The sequence below is a fragment of the Falsiroseomonas sp. genome (assembly GCF_051859025.1).
Taxonomy (GTDB): Bacteria; Pseudomonadota; Alphaproteobacteria; order Acetobacterales; family Acetobacteraceae; genus Falsiroseomonas.
Map to the genome: position 1 here is coordinate 95,348 of NZ_JBHYGL010000002.1, position 13,862 is coordinate 109,209.

Consider the following 13,862-nt stretch of genomic DNA (forward strand, 5'->3'; position numbering starts at 1 on the left):
CGCGGGAAGCCTGACGGATGGATGTGGAACTGAAGGTGCTGGATGCACGGCTCGCCCAATGGGGCCTGCCGCGCTACCAGAGCGAGATGGCCGCGGCGGTGGACCTCATGGCCTGCCTCGATGCGCCGCTGACCATCATGCCGGGCGCGGCGCCCGTGCTCGTCTCCTCCGGCATCGCGGTGCACATGGCGGATGCGGGGATGGCGGCGCTGGTGCTGCCGCGATCCGGCATGGGGCACAAGCGCGGCCTGGTGCTGGGCAACCTCGTCGGCCTGATCGACCCCGACTACATGGGCCCCATCATGGTCAGCTGCTGGAACCGCAACGGCCCGGGCAGCGAGCCGATCGTGCTGGAACCCGGCGAGCGTTTCGCGCAGATGGTCTTCGTGCCGGTGCTGCGGCCCAGCTTCCAGGTCGTGGAAGAATTCTCGTCTGTCTCCGCGCGCGGCGCCGGCGGCTTCGGCTCCACTGGTTTGTAGGGGCTCCGCCCCGTAAGGCTTTCAGGGGCTCCGCCCCCGGTGGCTTGTAGCGCCCCCGCCCCGGGCGCAGGCTGCCCTCCTGAAGCGACCGCCCGGCAAGGGTGGCGCGCCACGGAGGAATGCCATGCTGAACCTCAGGCGCCGGGGGCTGCTCGCCCTCGGCCTTGCCGCGCCCGGGCTTGCGCTCGGGCTCGGCGCCCGCGCGCAATCCGCCTATCCCAACCGGCCCATCCGCCTGGTCGTCCCCTTCCCGCCCGGTGGGACGGTGGACGTGACCGCGCGCACCATCGCGCAGAAGCTGGCGGAACAACTCGGCAATGCCAGCATCATCATCGACAGCGTCCCTGGTGCCGGCGGCAATGTCGGCACGCAGCGCGTGGCGCGCGCGACGGCGGATGGCTACACGCTGCTGTTCAACGCGCCCAACCACACCATCAACCCGAGCCTCAGCCCCAATAGCGGCTTCGAGCCGGAGCGCGACTTCATCCCCATCTCCCTCGTCGCGCAGATCCCGGAGATCCTGATCGCGCCGCGCAGCGCGCCCTTCACCAATTTCGCTGAATTCGTGGCGCATGCGCGGGCGAACCCCGGCGCGCTCAGCTATTCCTCCGCCGGCATCGGGTCCCATCCGCATGTCACGATGGAGTTGATGAACCGGCGCCTGGGGATCGAGGTGCTGCACGTCCCCTATCGCGGCGCCGCGCCGGCGCTGACGGATCTGGTGGCGGGGCGCGTGGCGCTGAAGCTCGACAGCCTCGCGACCTCCGCCGCGCATATCGCGGCCGGCACCATCCGGGTGCTGGCCATCGCCAGCGCGCAGCGCTCGCCTTTGCTGCCGGATGTGCCGACGGTGGCGGAGATGGGGCTGCCGGGCTTCGAGGGCATCCTCTGGATGGGTATCCTGGCACCCACCGGCACGCCGGCCGAGGCGATCGAGACTCTGTCCCGTGCCGCCAGGGCGACGGTGCGCGCGCCGGATGTGGTGGAGCGCCTGACCGCGCAGGGCGTGGAGCCCGTGGGCAATACGCCCGACGAATTCCGCGCCCTCATCGCGCGGGAAATCCCGCTATGGCGCGAGGTCATCCGCGCCGCCAACATCCGCGCCGAATAAGGGTCGCCTCATGTCCCCGCCCCTCACGCCACCGCCCGATCCCAACCCGCGCAAGCCGCGCCTGGTCTGCCCGCCGGGCTCCGTCGATTGCCAGGTGCATCTGTTCGGCCCCGCCGCCGATTATCCCTTCGATCCCGGCAGCCGCTACATCTCGGAGGATGCGCTGCCGGAGACGAACATCGCGCTGCAGGACGCGCTCGGCCTGTCGCACGCCATCATCGTCAGCGGTGGTGGCTACGGCATGGATACGAAGCATCTCGAGGACACGCTGCGGCGCTTCCCCGATCGCTTCCGCGGCGTGGCGCTGCTGCCGCCAGAAACGACGCAGGCGGAGATGGCGCGGCTGCATGGCCTCGGCGTGCGGGGGCTTCGCTTCGTCAGCCCGGCGCATGGCGCGCATCTGCCGCATCTGTCGGAACGCGCGGCGGCGATGGCGGCGGAACTGGGCTGGGTGGTGCAGTTCTATCCCGCGCAGGGTGATCTCGGCGACTTCGCGGATCGCTTGATGGCGCTGCCGGGGCCGGTGGTGCTGGACCATTTCGGCGCAATTCCGGCGGCGGGCGGCGTGGACCAGCCGGCCTTCCGCACCATGCTCCGGATGCTGGATAGTGGCCGCGTCTGGGTGCGACTGTCCGGCCCCATGCGCTGCACGAAGGAGGACTTCCCCTATGCCTCCGTCACGCCACTCGCCAAGGCGCTGGTGGCGCATGCGCCGGAAAGGCTGGTCTGGGGGTCGGACTGGCCCCATGTGAACATGCGTGGCCGGCTGATGCCCAATGATGGCGACCTGCTGGACCAGATGCTGGACTGGGCACCGGATGAGGCGGTGCGCAACCGTATCCTGTCGGACAACGCCCGGGCCCTGTATGACATCAAGACCCCCGGGGAGTGATCCCCGGGAGCCTTGATGGTCGTCATGCCGGCCTGTTCAGGCGCGGGCTTCGACCGCGCCGCGGCCGAGCAGCTTGTTGATATCGAGGGCGAAGGCCCCCGCGCCCAGCCCGGCCTGCACCAGCAGCAGCACCGTCCACATCGCCGGGAATTCCCAGCCGCCGCCCGGCGCATTGAACAGCCAGCCCTTGCCCATGTGCTGGATGGTGGCGCCGATCATGATGGGCAGCGCGGCGATGCTCACCACCCGCGTCCAGACGCCGGCGATCAGCGCGATGCCCGCCGCGGTTTCCGCGATGGCGACGACCGCGCCCAGGATCGGCGGATAGCCGATGGAGCCGAAGTAACCCATCGTGCCGGCCAGGCCGAAGGTCATGATCTTCAGCAGCAGGCCATGCGCCAGGAAGGCGACGCCCAGCGTCACGCGCAGCAGCGCGGCGGCATAGGGGGTGGTGGTGCGGGTGTCGGTAAACATCGTCGTGGTTCCGTCTCTGGCGGGGCGCGGTGGGCGCCCCTGATGGCCAGCGGTATCGCCCGCGACCGGCTTTCCCTTCCAACAGCGGTACGGAACACCCATCATCACCACCACGAATGATGGGGTGATGATTTGGCGGACCTCCAGAACCTCGACCTGAACCTGCTGCGCGTCTTCGACGCCGTGGCGCGGGAGAGGCATGTGACGCGCGCGGCGGAGAAGCTGAACCTTTCCCAGCCCGCCGTTTCCAACGCCCTGTCGCGCCTGCGCACCGCGCTGAAGGATGAATTGTTTCTGCGCCGCCCCGGCGGTGTGGAGCCCACCGCGCTGGCGCTCTCGCTGGAGGGCCCGGTGGCGCAGGTGCTGGACACCTTGCGCACGACTCTGGCCGACCACGCGCCCTTCGACCCCGCAACAACGGACCGCGTCTTCACCCTGGCGCTCAGCGAATATGCGGAAAGCGTGCTGGTGCCGCCGTTGCTGGAACTGATGGCCAAGGACGCGCCGCGCGCGCTGGTCGCGGTGCGGCATGCCGACCGCACCAATGCGATGGAAATCCTGGATGCCGGGACAGCGGAGATCGCGATCGCCGTGCTGCCGGAACCGCCGGCGCTCTACACCCGCGTGCGCCTGCTGCCGGAGGGATTTCTCACCCTGGTGCGGCCCGGCCATCCGCTGGCGGAGGGGCCGATGACGCTGGAGCGTTTCACCGCCTTCCCGCATCTGCTGCATTCCGCCAACGGGTCGCGCGACGGCGCGCTGGACGGGCCGTTGACGGAGGCCGGGTATCCGCGCCGGCTGGGTGCCGTGGTGGCGCATCTCGGCGCGGTGCCGGAGATCCTGATGCGGACGGACATGGTGATGTCGCTGTCGGGGCGGCTCGCGCAGCGCATGGCGGAGACCTACGGCCTGGTGCTGCGCCCCTGCCCGGTGGAGTTGAATCACACCCGCCTGAGCCTGCTGTTCCATCGGCGGTTCGAGGCTGATCCCGGCCATGCCTGGCTGCGCCGCCTGCTGCTGAGCGTGGCGCGGGAAGTGGGGCCGGTGCCGGGCGTGGGGGCATGAGGATTGTTCTGCTGGTGACGGTCCAGGGGCGTCACGCCCCTGGCGGATGGGGCATGGGGAAGGCAGCGCCTTCCCCACATCACCGCGATGTTTGATTTCGTCGTGGTCGGCGCCGGCAGCGCCGGCTGCCTCCTCGCTGACAGGCTCTCCGCCGGCGGCGCGACGGTCGCGGTGATCGAGGCCGGGGGGCGGGACCGTCACCCGTGGCTGCACATCCCCGCCGGCTATGCCCGCATCCTGACGCATCCCACCCTTACCTGGGGTTTCAGCACCGCGCCCGATGCGGCGACGGGCGGTCGGGCGCTGGATTATCCGCGCGGGCGGGTGCTGGGGGGCTCGTCCGCCATCAACGGGCTTGGCCATGTCTGGGGCGATCCCTCGGATTACGACCTCTGGGCGCAGAAGGGTTGCGCGGGCTGGTCCTGGGCCGACCTCGCGCCGCATTTCGCGGCCTATGAACGGGCGGAGGAAGCGGGGCCGCATCGCGGGCGGGACGGCCAGCTTTCCGTGGAGCATTTGGCCGAGGTGCCGCCTTTGGTCGCGAAGCTGCGCGACGCCGCCGCCACGATCGGCCTGCCTACGCCGCGCGACATGAACGGCCCGGTGCGGGCGGGATTCTCCACATTTCAGCAAACCCGCCAGGGGCGGCGCCGGCATTCCGCGGCCAGCGCCTTCCTGAAGCCTGCCCTGGCGCGCGGCGTGGCGCTGTTCGACAAGGCCCTGGCGCTGCGGATCGTGATCCAGGACGGCCGCGCCACGGGCGTCGCCATCCGGCGCGGCGCCGTGGAGACCATCATCCGGGCGCGGCGGGAGGTGATCCTGAGCGCCGGCGCCATCGGGTCGCCCCACCTGCTGATGCTGTCCGGCCTCGGCCCCGCGGCGCATCTGCGGGACCAGGGGATCGAGGTCCTGCAGGACATCCCCGGCATCGGCCGGAATTTGCAGGACCACTACATCGCCCGCATGACCTGGCGGCTGACGGACCATCGCTGGTCCGCCAACCGCCGCATCGCCTGGCCGCGCCTGGCGCTGGAACTGGCGCGCTGGGCGTTGCGCGGCGATGGGGTGCTGACCTGGTCCCCCGGCATGGTCGGCGTCTTCGCCAAGACCCTGCCGGGCCTGGAGGCACCGGACATCCAGCTCAATGGCGGCCCCGTCTCCTGGGCCGAGGGGCGGATCGGCGTGCCGGACCCGGAGCCGGGGCTGACGCTGGGCGCCTGGCAGTGCCGGCCGCTGTCGCGCGGCAGCGTCACGCTGGCCTCCGCCGATCCCGCCCATGCGCCCGTCATCGCGCCGCGCTTCCTGACGGCGCCGGAGGACCGCGCCGCGGTCGTGCGCGGCATCCGCCTGGCCCGGCGCTGGATGGCGGCGGAGCCGCTGCGCGGCATCGTCGCCGGCGAATTGCGCCCTGGCGCGGCGCTGCAATCGGATGAGGAACTGGCATCCTTCGCGGCCGAGACCGGCGGCACCGTGTATCACCCCAGTTGCACCGTGCGGATGGGCGGCGATGGCAGCGGCGCGCCGCTGGACGCGCAATTGCGCGTGCGCGGCGTGGCCGGGCTGCGGGTGGTGGATGCCTCGGTCTTCCCGGACATTCCCGTCTGCAACATCAACGCGACGGTGCTGGCGGTGGCGCAGAAGGCCTCGGGGATGATCCTTTCAGGCTAGACATCGACACTTGAATAGCTGTGCATACGTCGCTAGGTGCCGCCCCTCGCTGCGAGGGGGAGTGCCCGACCATGACGCCGATGACCACCCTCGCCTTGGCCATGGGCATGTCCGTCGATGCCTTCGCCGCCGCCATCGGCAAGGGCGCGGCGCTGGATCGGCCGAGGTTCGGGGAGGCGCTGCGCACCGGCCTGGTCTTCGGCGCGGTGGAGGCGGTGACGCCGGTGATCGGCTGGGCGCTCGGCATGGCGGCCAGCGCGCATGTGGCGGCGGTGGACCATTGGCTGGCCTTCGTCATCCTGGGCCTGGTCGGCGGGCGGATGCTCTGGGGCGCGGCGCAGCCGGCTGGCATCCCGGTGGAGCGGCCGCGCCGGCATGGCACGGCGCTGCTGCTGGCCACCGCCATCGGCACCAGCCTGGATGCCATGGCGGTCGGCGTGACGCTGGCCTTCCTCGACGTGGACATCACCGTGGCGGCGGCGGCGATCGGCCTGGCGACGGCGGTGATGGCCACCATCGGCATGCTGGTCGGCCGCTGGCTCGGCGGCCGCTTCGGGCGGATGGCGGAGGCGCTGGGCGGCGTGGCGCTGGTGCTGCTGGGCGTGAAGATCCTGCTGGAACACACGATCCTCGCGTAGCGGCGCGATGGCCTGGGGCGGCACCGCCTCCTGCCCTCGCGCCACGCCGCCGGCTGTTCAGCCTTCCTCGAAGCGCAGGCCGCGGGCGCGGATCAGGGCGCCCCACTTCTCGGTCTCGGCGCGCTTGTGCGCCTCCGCCCCGGCCATGTCGGTGCCCTGGAGCAGGAAGCCCACCTCCGCCGCGCGGGTGCGGACATCGGGCTGCGCCAGGCCATGCGCGGCGGCGGCGGCCAGGCGGCGCGCCACCGGGTCCGGCGTGGCGGAGGGCACCCACCACATCACCCAGCTATTCGCCTCGAAGCCCGGGGCCACGGTCTCCGCCATGGTGGGCACATCAGGCAGCGCGGGCACGCGGGCGGGCGTGCAGACCGCCAGCGCCTGCAAGCCGCCCTGGCGGATCTGGCCGAGGGCGGCCGGCATGTCCGCGAACATGAAATCCACCACCCCGGCGCGGAGGTCCGTCAGCGCCGGCGCCGTGCCGCGGTAGCTCACCAGCGTGAAGTCGCCGCCGCTGGCGCCGCGATACAGTTCGGCCGCCAATTGGTGGGGCGTGCCGGACCCGCCGGTGGCGCCGGACAGGCGGCCGGGATTGGCCTTCAGGTGGCGATCGAATTCGCGGACATCCGCCCAGCGCCCGCTGCGCACCACCAGGATGAAGGGCGTCGTCGCCAGCCAGGTCAGGGCCTTGAACTCGCCGAGGTCGTAGCCCGGATCGCGCATCATGAAGGGCGCGATGACGGAGGAGATCGGCGCCAGCAGCACCGTCGTGCCATCCGCCGCGGCGCGCGCCACGCTGCGGGTGCCGACCGCGGCGCCCGCGCCGGGGCGGTTCTCCACGATCATGGGCTGGCCGAGGAAGCCCTGCATGTGGGGCGCCATCACGCGGGCCAGGATGTCGGGGCTGCCACCGGGGGCGAAGGGGTTGATCAGCCGCACCGGCCCGGGCGGCGTCCATTCCTGGGCCCAGGCGGGGGACAGGCCGGGGGTGGCGAGGCCGGCCAGGCTGCCGGCCGCGGCAAGGCGTAGCGCCGCGCGCCGCGAAAGATCGGTCATGGAGGAGGTCCCTGTTCGATGAGGCGGGCAGCCTTCTGCGGGCTGCCATCACCATCGCAAATGGACGTTCCGTCATTGAAAGGCAAGGAATGCCTGCGCCGTTGGGGCGCCGGGGCGCGGCCATGCTACAGCGGGCGCGGATGGCCCGAATCGCCCGCAAGCCGGAACCGCCTGCTCATCCTCGGGCTCCCTCCCGGCGCCCCGCCCCGCCGGCCCCGCCGAAACGCCCCCGCCGTGCCTGGCGGTGGCTGCGCTGGCTGGTGCTGCTGACCATCTGGGGCGGCGTCGCCCTGGCGGGGCTGCTGGTCTTCCTGACCTGGGACCTGCCGCGCACGGACCTCGCCCTGACCACGACGCGCCGCGCGGGCGTGACGCTGGAAGCAACTGATGGGCGCATCATCGCGACCTCCGGCGACGTGGTGGGGGACATCGTCCGCCTGCGGGACCTGCCGCCGCACTTGCCCGCCGCGGTGATCGCCATCGAGGACCGCCGCTTCCGAGACCATTTCGGCATCGACCCCATCGGCATCGCCCGCGCGGCCTATGTGAATTTCACCACCGGCCGCGTCGCCCAGGGCGGATCGACGCTGACGCAGCAATTGGCGAAAAACCTGTTCCTGACGCCGGAGCGCAGCTTCCGCCGCAAGGCGCAGGAAGCCGTCATGGCGTTGTGGCTGGAATGGAAGTTCAGCAAGGACGAGTTGCTCGAGATCTACCTGAACCGCGTCTATCTCGGCGCCGGCGCCTATGGGGTGGATGCGGCGGCGCGGCTCTATTTCGGCGTGCCGGCGTCGCGGCTGAACCTCTGGCAATCCGCCATCCTGGCCGGGCTGCCCAAGGCGCCATCCCGCCTCAATCCGCGCTCCGCGCCCGAAGCCGCGGCGGGTCGGGCGGCGGAGGTGCTGGACGCCATGGCCGATACCGGCGCCATCACCGCCCGCCAGGCCAGCCAGGCGGCGGAGGCCATCCGCATCCCGCCGCGCCCGTCCCGCGATTCCGGCTGGTTCGCGGATTGGGTGATGGATGACCTCGGCAGCCGCTTCCCCGGCAATGCCGATCTGGTGCTGCGCACCACGCTCGATCTGCGGATGCAGGCGGTGGTGGAGGCGCGGCTGGAGGCGCTGCTGGCCGGCCCCGGCCAGCGCGCGCGCGTCGGGCAGGGGGCGGTGGTGGCGATGGAGGCCGCGACCGGCAACGTCCGCGCCATGGCGGGCGGGCGGGATTTTCGTGCATCCCAGTTCAACCGCGCGACGCAGGCCCGGCGACAGCCGGGCTCCGCCTTCAAGCCCTTCGTGTTCCTGACGGCGCTGGAAGGGGGCGCCTCGCCCCAGGACCCGGTGGCGGATGGCCCGCTGACGCTCGGCGGCTGGTCCCCCGGCAACGGCGCCTGGCGGCCGCGGGGCGAGATCACGATGGACGAGGCGCTGGCCCATTCGGTCAACACCGCGGCCGTGCGGGTGCTGCAACGCAGCGGCGGCGCGCGGGCGGCGATCGAGACCGCGCGCCGCTTCGGTCTGCCCGGCCCCTTCCAGCGCGACGCCACCATCGCGCTCGGCACCGGGGAGGTGACGCTGCTGGACCTGACCGCGGCCTATGCCCCCTTCGCCAATGGCGGGCTGCTGCCGGATGCGCGCGGCTTGGCCTCCGCCCGCGCCGATGGCCGCGTCGTGCCGGTGGCGCCCCCGGCTTCCCACCGCGTGACGACGCCCGAAGCCGCGCAGGCCATGCGGCGGATGCTGGAAGCGGTGGTGGCCCGGGGTACCGGGCGCGCGGCGCAACCGCCCGGCGCCCGCGCCGTGGCGGGCAAGACCGGCACGACGCAGGATTTCCGCGATGCCTGGTTCATCGGTCTGGCACCCGTTTCGGGAACAGGACTCGTCATCGGCATCTGGCTCGGCAACGATGACGGGTCCCCGATGGTTGATGTCGCGGGCGGCACGCTGCCCGCGCGCCTGTTCCGCGAGATCCTGGAAGGACTCGCCCAATCGGAGCCGCCGAACCCGCCCGGCGGCGGATGAAGGAGTGACCGGCCTTGCCTGAGGACCTGACCACGCAGCGCCATGACCGCCTGCGCCGGATCGCACCCGGCGTGCAGCATGACATCAACAACGCGATGATGGTGCTGGCGTCGAACCTGGAACTGCTGGGCCGCAGCGTCGCGGATGGCGCCCCCCGCCGGCAGCTGGACCGCTGCATCGAGGCCTCGAAGCGGCTGGACGCGACGATGCGCGGCTTCCTGGATGCCGCGCGGCGCCCGGTGGAGGAGCCGGCCCGCGCGTCCCTCGCCCAGGCGCTGCGCCAGGTGCTGCCGCTGCTGGCCGTGGCTGCCGGCGCGCGGCACGGGGTGGATGTGGCGGTGGCCGATGGCCTGCCGGAGGTCGCGCTGGACCGTGCCCGGCTGGACCTGGCCCTGCTGGCCCTGGTGCAGGATGCGGTGCCGCTGCTGGCTCAGGGCGCGCGCATCGGCCTGGCGGCGGAGAAGCGGGATGGCGCGGTGGCGCTGGTGGTGACGCTGCCCGACGGCATCGCCCCCTCCGAACGCGCCATGGCGCTGCTGGCGGAGGCCGCCACGGGCGGCACGCTGGAAGCCGGCACGCTGGAAGCTGGGCCGGTGCTGGCCTGGCCTACCAGACCAGCGTGACGCCATAGGCGGCGAAGGCCGCGTCATTGGTGATGATGGGCAGGCCGGTGGCCAGCGATGTCGCGATCAGCATCCGGTCCATCGGGTCCCGGTGATGCGGCGGCAGGGTCGCGGCGCGGGCGGCGATGTCCCAGTCCACGGCCAGGGATTTGTATCCGCGTTCCCGCAGGAAGGCCGGGAAGCCAAGGTCTTCGAAGGGCGCAAAGGGCGGCAGCTTGCCGTCAGCGGCCTTGCGGGTGATCTCCCACACCGTCTCTGCGATGACAAAGACCTCCCCGCCCTGCATGGCAGCACGACCAGCGTCGGACATGCCCGCGGCACCGAAGGCATGGAAAACGATCAGGGCGCAGGCATCCGCCAGGCAAGCGCCTGGTGGGTGGGATGGCCAGGCGGCCGAGGCTTCCGCGAAGCCTTTCCGCGCCGGACTCAATCCCAACCCTCTTCCTTCATCTGCTCATCCGTCAGGGGCGCGAAGATGGCAGGGTCATACACGAAGTTCTCCCAGCCCGGGAGCTTCCGGAGATCACCGGCCTCCCGCAGCACCTTCGGCGCCACCGCGGTGATGCGCGCCACCGGCACGCCGTTGCGGGCGACGATCACGTCCTGCCCTGCCTCCACCTCCGCCAGGATCTGGGAGAGGTGCGTCTTCGCCTCATAGACGTTCACGGTCCGCATGGCGGTCCCTCGTCCGGGTTGACCAGGCGCTTGACTAACCCGCCGCTCGTCGCTTGGTCAAGGCTTGACCAACCCCTTCACCAGCAGCAGTCCCCAGGCGGCGACGGTGATCGCGTCCCGGACCTCGCCATCGCGCAGCATGCGGTCGAATTCGGCGCGGGGGATGCGGCGGGTGATGAGGTCCTGCTCCTCCGTCTCCAGCGCTGCCTCCCCCCGGGTCAGGCCGGTGGCCAGCACGATGTGGGCGCCCTGGTTCATCGTGCCCGGCGCCTCATACAGCTTGCCGATGGGAAGCAGGTGGGCGGCGACCAGGCCGGTTTCCTCCCGCAATTCATGCGCCGCCACCATCAGCGGGTCCGTGCCCCGCGGCCCCCACATGCCCATGGGAAATTCCCAGAGCCGTTCGCCCACGGGGTAGCGGTATTGCTGCACCAGCTCCACCGCGCCGTCGTCATGGACCGGCACCACCAGGGTGAAGTCGTCCTTCTCCACCACGCCATAGAGGCCGGGGGAGCCGTCCCGCCGGCGGATCGCATCCTCCCGCACCCGCATCCAGCGATTCTCGTAGGCGATGCGGGTGGAGGTCGCGACGATGTCAGGGGTCTGGTCGGTCATGCCATTCGGTCCTTCCGCGTCAGCCACGCGACCGCGCATGCAACAGCAGGGCCAGTCCGGACAGCGTCAGCACGCCGCCGATGATGTCGCTGACGAACAGCCGTTCCCCCAGCAGGGCCCAGCCGAACACCGCGGCCACGGGCGGCGCGAGCAATTGCAGGGCGGAGGCGGTGGAGGTCGGCACCCGCTTCAGCATGATGAAATAGAGCGCATAGGCGCCGATGCCGACGACCAGCATGGACCAGAGCAGCGCCGCCAGCGTGCCGGCCCGCGGCATCCCCGGCGGCCCGCCTTCCAGCATGACCGCGAGGCTGAGGCACAGCAGGGCGGAGACGGTGGTCTGGCCCAGGCTCGCCGCCCACATGTCCACCCGCCCCTTGGCCGGGGCGAAGATCAGCAGCCCCACGGCCTGGCCGGCCGCGGCGGCGATGGCCAGGGCGATGCCCGCGGCCTCCGCCCCATCCAGCCCATCCAGCGCCCGCAGCAGCCCCAGCAGCGCCACGCCCGCCCAGCCGAGGGCCAGGCCCAGCCAGGCCAGGCGGGGCAGGGGGCGCCGCAGGACCAGGCTCTCCCCCGCCGCCACCAGCAGGGGCGTGGTGGCGCAGATCAGGGCCACCAGCCCGGTCGGGATGCGTGCCATGGCCAGCCAGGCGCAGGCGAGGTAGCCGCCCATGCCGAACAGGCCGAGCGCCGCGATCCGCACCGCATCGGCGGCCGAGGGGATCCGCCCGCGCATTGCCACCGCGATCGCCAGCAGGATCGGCGCCGTCAGCGCGAAGCGGATGCCGAGCGCCCAGAGCGGCGGCCATTCCCGCACCACCACCCCGGCCACGGTGAAGGCTGAGGCCCATATCGCGACGAAGCTGCCGCCGATCAGCCAGCCGCCGCGTCCCACGCTGTCATCCCCTTCGGGCGATCGCCGCGTCCAGCGTGTTCTCCAGCAGGCAGGCGATGGTCATGGGGCCGACGCCGCCGGGCACGGGGCTGATCGCCTCCGCCCGCGAAGCGGCTTCCGCGTAGGCGACGTCGCCGACCAGCCGGCCATCCGCCAGGCGGTTGATGCCGACATCGATGACGGTGGCGCCTTCCGCGATCCAGTCGCCGCGCACCATCTCCGCCCGCCCGACCGCGGCCACCAGGATTTCCGCCCGCCGGCATTCCGCCGGCAGGTCGCGGGTGCGCGAATGGACGATGGTCACGGTGCAATCGGCGGCAAGAAGGAGTTGGGCCATCGGCCGGCCGACGATGTTGGACCGGCCCAGCACCACCGCCCGCGCCCCCGGCAGGACGGCGCCCGAGGCCGCCAGCAGGTGCATCACGCCCTTCGGCGTGCAGGGCACCAGCCCCGCCTGGCCAGACGCCAGCCGCCCGGCATTGAGGGGATGGAACCCGTCCGCGTCCTTCTCCGGCGCGACGGCGGAAATCACCACCTCCGCCCGGATCTGCGGCGGCAGGGGCAGCTGCACCAGGATGCCGTCCACGGCCGGGTCCGCGTTGAGCTGCGCGACCACCGCCAGCAACTCGGCCTCCGTCGTTTCCGCCGGCAGGGCGATGGTGGCGCTGTCGAAGCCCACCTCCTTCGCCGCCTTGTCCTTGTTGCGCACATAGACGCCCGATGCCGGGTCATCCCCCACCCGCACCACCCGCAGCCCGGGACGGTAGCCGAGGCCGGCCACCCGGGCCGCGATGCGCTGGCGGAGTCCGGCGGCAACCGCCTTGCCGTCGATGATGCGGGCCGTCATGCGATGAGCTTTTCCAGTTTCGGGACCAGTTCCGCCGGGTCGCCGGCGATGCGGAACACCTTCTGGCGCGACCCGCCCCCTTGCAGCAAGCCCACCGCGGAGGGCGCAACGCCGAGCGCCCGGGCCAGGGCCTGGCCGATGGCGCGATTGGCGCGGCCATCTTCCGCCACCTCCGCCACCGCCACGCGGATGGCGGCGCCGTCCGGCGAAAGCCCGCCCACCGCGGGCCGCTTCGCCCGCGGCTGCGCCTTCACCGCCAGATCCACGCCATCGACGCGGAGGCGCCATGGCGGGGTCACGTCAGAAGTAGAGGCCGCCCCGCAGCAGGTAGCCCTGGATGGCGCCCAGCGCGATCTGCGCCGCGGTGATCAGCAGCAGGACGACCAGCGGCGACAGGTCGATCCCGCCGAGATTGGGCAGCTTGCCCCGTACCGGCCGCAGCGCCGGTTCCGTCACCCGGTAGAGGAAATCCGCGATCGTCCACACGATCCGGTTCCGGCCATCGAGGACATTGAAGGCGAGCAGCGTCTGCACGATGGCCGCCAGGATGACGGCCCACCAGAACAGGTCGAGCGCCGCCCCGAGAAGGAAGAACACGGCATCGAGCAGCATCATCGCACCCCTGGTGTTGCGGCCGGAACCTAGTGGTGCAGAGGTTACGGAACAAGGCGCAAGACCCCCGCTTGACACCTGCCCATCGCCCGACGATAAACCGCGCCCTGCGGTGCGGGGGTGTAGCTCAGTTGGTAGAGCGCGTCGTTCGCAATGACGAGGTCAGCGGTTCGATCCCGCTCACCTCCACCACCGCT

At 71.8% G+C, this 13,862-nt stretch carries 17 protein-coding genes and 1 tRNA gene; 9 read left to right on the forward strand and 9 right to left on the reverse strand.

All coding sequences use genetic code 11. The features are described from left to right. Positions 1–17: 17 nt before the first annotated feature. From dut to ACTIE5_RS05765, 3 genes are all read left to right on the forward strand, one after another. Positions 18–479 (forward strand): dUTP diphosphatase, encoded by a 462-nt coding sequence (gene dut, locus ACTIE5_RS05755; protein ID WP_092954223.1) that lies wholly within the window; start codon positions 18–20, stop codon positions 477–479. Positions 480–603: 124 nt separating this feature from the next. Continuing rightward, the gene (locus ACTIE5_RS05760) at positions 604–1,590 is read left to right on the forward strand and encodes a Bug family tripartite tricarboxylate transporter substrate binding protein (RefSeq protein WP_439548754.1); all 987 of its coding nucleotides are present in this window, start codon (positions 604–606) and stop codon (positions 1,588–1,590) included. A gap of 10 nt (positions 1,591–1,600) precedes the next feature. Beyond that, positions 1,601–2,482 (forward strand): amidohydrolase family protein, encoded by an 882-nt coding sequence (locus ACTIE5_RS05765; RefSeq protein ID WP_439548755.1) that lies wholly within the window; start codon positions 1,601–1,603, stop codon positions 2,480–2,482. 36 nt (positions 2,483–2,518) lie between these two features. Here the strand turns inward: ACTIE5_RS05765 and ACTIE5_RS05770 are convergent, their stop codons facing one another. Next, positions 2,519–2,956, reverse strand: a complete 438-nt coding sequence (locus ACTIE5_RS05770; protein WP_439548756.1) for a DoxX family protein — start codon at positions 2,954–2,956, stop codon at positions 2,519–2,521. Positions 2,957–3,088: 132 nt separating this feature from the next. Here ACTIE5_RS05770 and ACTIE5_RS05775 point away from each other — a divergent pair, with 132 nt between their 5' ends. The 3 genes from ACTIE5_RS05775 to ACTIE5_RS05785 all read left to right on the forward strand — a co-directional run bounded on the left by ACTIE5_RS05775 (position 3,089) and on the right by ACTIE5_RS05785 (position 6,327). Next, positions 3,089–4,021, forward strand: coding sequence for a LysR family transcriptional regulator (locus tag ACTIE5_RS05775; RefSeq protein WP_439548757.1), 933 nt, complete (start codon positions 3,089–3,091; stop codon positions 4,019–4,021). An 87-nt stretch (positions 4,022–4,108) separates the two neighbouring features. After that, on the forward strand, positions 4,109–5,689 hold the full coding sequence (locus tag ACTIE5_RS05780) for a GMC family oxidoreductase (RefSeq protein WP_439548758.1): 1,581 nt from the start codon (positions 4,109–4,111) through the stop codon (positions 5,687–5,689). 71 nt (positions 5,690–5,760) lie between these two features. Further along, positions 5,761–6,327, forward strand: coding sequence for a manganese efflux pump MntP (locus tag ACTIE5_RS05785; RefSeq protein WP_439548759.1), 567 nt, complete (start codon positions 5,761–5,763; stop codon positions 6,325–6,327). Positions 6,328–6,384: 57 nt separating this feature from the next. Here ACTIE5_RS05785 and ACTIE5_RS05790 read toward each other — a convergent pair whose 3' ends face one another. Beyond that, on the reverse strand, positions 6,385–7,380 hold the full coding sequence (locus tag ACTIE5_RS05790) for a Bug family tripartite tricarboxylate transporter substrate binding protein (RefSeq protein ID WP_439548760.1): 996 nt from the start codon (positions 7,378–7,380) through the stop codon (positions 6,385–6,387). 260 nt (positions 7,381–7,640) lie between these two features. Between ACTIE5_RS05790 and ACTIE5_RS05795 the strand changes: the two genes are divergently transcribed. Next, positions 7,641–9,398 (forward strand): transglycosylase domain-containing protein, encoded by a 1,758-nt coding sequence (locus tag ACTIE5_RS05795; protein WP_439548761.1) that lies wholly within the window; start codon positions 7,641–7,643, stop codon positions 9,396–9,398. Between the two features lie 14 nt (positions 9,399–9,412). Then, on the forward strand, positions 9,413–10,021 hold the full coding sequence (locus ACTIE5_RS05800; RefSeq protein WP_439548762.1) for a hypothetical protein: 609 nt from the start codon (positions 9,413–9,415) through the stop codon (positions 10,019–10,021). On the opposite strand, the gene ACTIE5_RS05805 is transcribed toward ACTIE5_RS05800, so the two are convergent. The 7 genes from ACTIE5_RS05805 to ACTIE5_RS05835 are packed head-to-tail and all read right to left on the reverse strand — an operon-like array spanning position 10,005 to position 13,668. Beyond that, positions 10,005–10,457: a type II toxin-antitoxin system VapC family toxin gene (locus ACTIE5_RS05805; RefSeq protein WP_439548763.1), complete on the reverse strand. Its 453-nt coding sequence runs from the start codon at positions 10,455–10,457 to the stop codon at positions 10,005–10,007. The two genes, ACTIE5_RS05800 and ACTIE5_RS05805, sit on opposite strands and share 17 nt — an antisense overlap. Continuing rightward, the gene (locus tag ACTIE5_RS05810) at positions 10,448–10,696 is read right to left on the reverse strand and encodes a type II toxin-antitoxin system Phd/YefM family antitoxin (RefSeq protein ID WP_439548764.1); all 249 of its coding nucleotides are present in this window, start codon (positions 10,694–10,696) and stop codon (positions 10,448–10,450) included. Before ACTIE5_RS05810 ends, ACTIE5_RS05805 begins: the two co-directional genes overlap by 10 nt. Positions 10,697–10,753: 57 nt before the next feature. Then, positions 10,754–11,311, reverse strand: coding sequence for an NUDIX domain-containing protein (locus tag ACTIE5_RS05815; RefSeq protein ID WP_439548765.1), 558 nt, complete (start codon positions 11,309–11,311; stop codon positions 10,754–10,756). A 19-nt stretch (positions 11,312–11,330) separates the two neighbouring features. Continuing rightward, the gene (locus ACTIE5_RS05820; RefSeq protein WP_439548766.1) at positions 11,331–12,206 is read right to left on the reverse strand and encodes a DMT family transporter; all 876 of its coding nucleotides are present in this window, start codon (positions 12,204–12,206) and stop codon (positions 11,331–11,333) included. A 4-nt stretch (positions 12,207–12,210) separates the two neighbouring features. Beyond that, positions 12,211–13,053, reverse strand: coding sequence for a bifunctional methylenetetrahydrofolate dehydrogenase/methenyltetrahydrofolate cyclohydrolase FolD (gene folD / locus ACTIE5_RS05825; protein WP_439548767.1), 843 nt, complete (start codon positions 13,051–13,053; stop codon positions 12,211–12,213). Beyond that, entirely contained in the window at positions 13,050–13,352 is a 303-nt protein-coding gene (locus ACTIE5_RS05830; protein ID WP_439548768.1) for a DUF167 domain-containing protein, read from the reverse strand. The genes folD and ACTIE5_RS05830 overlap by 4 nt, the downstream gene beginning before the upstream one ends. Position 13,353: 1 nt before the next feature. Next, on the reverse strand, positions 13,354–13,668 hold the full coding sequence (locus ACTIE5_RS05835) for a YggT family protein (protein ID WP_439548769.1): 315 nt from the start codon (positions 13,666–13,668) through the stop codon (positions 13,354–13,356). Between the two features lie 113 nt (positions 13,669–13,781). Between ACTIE5_RS05835 and ACTIE5_RS05840 the strand changes: the two genes are divergently transcribed. After that, a tRNA-Ala gene (locus ACTIE5_RS05840) sits at positions 13,782–13,857 on the forward strand. Positions 13,858–13,862: the final 5 nt, after the last annotated feature.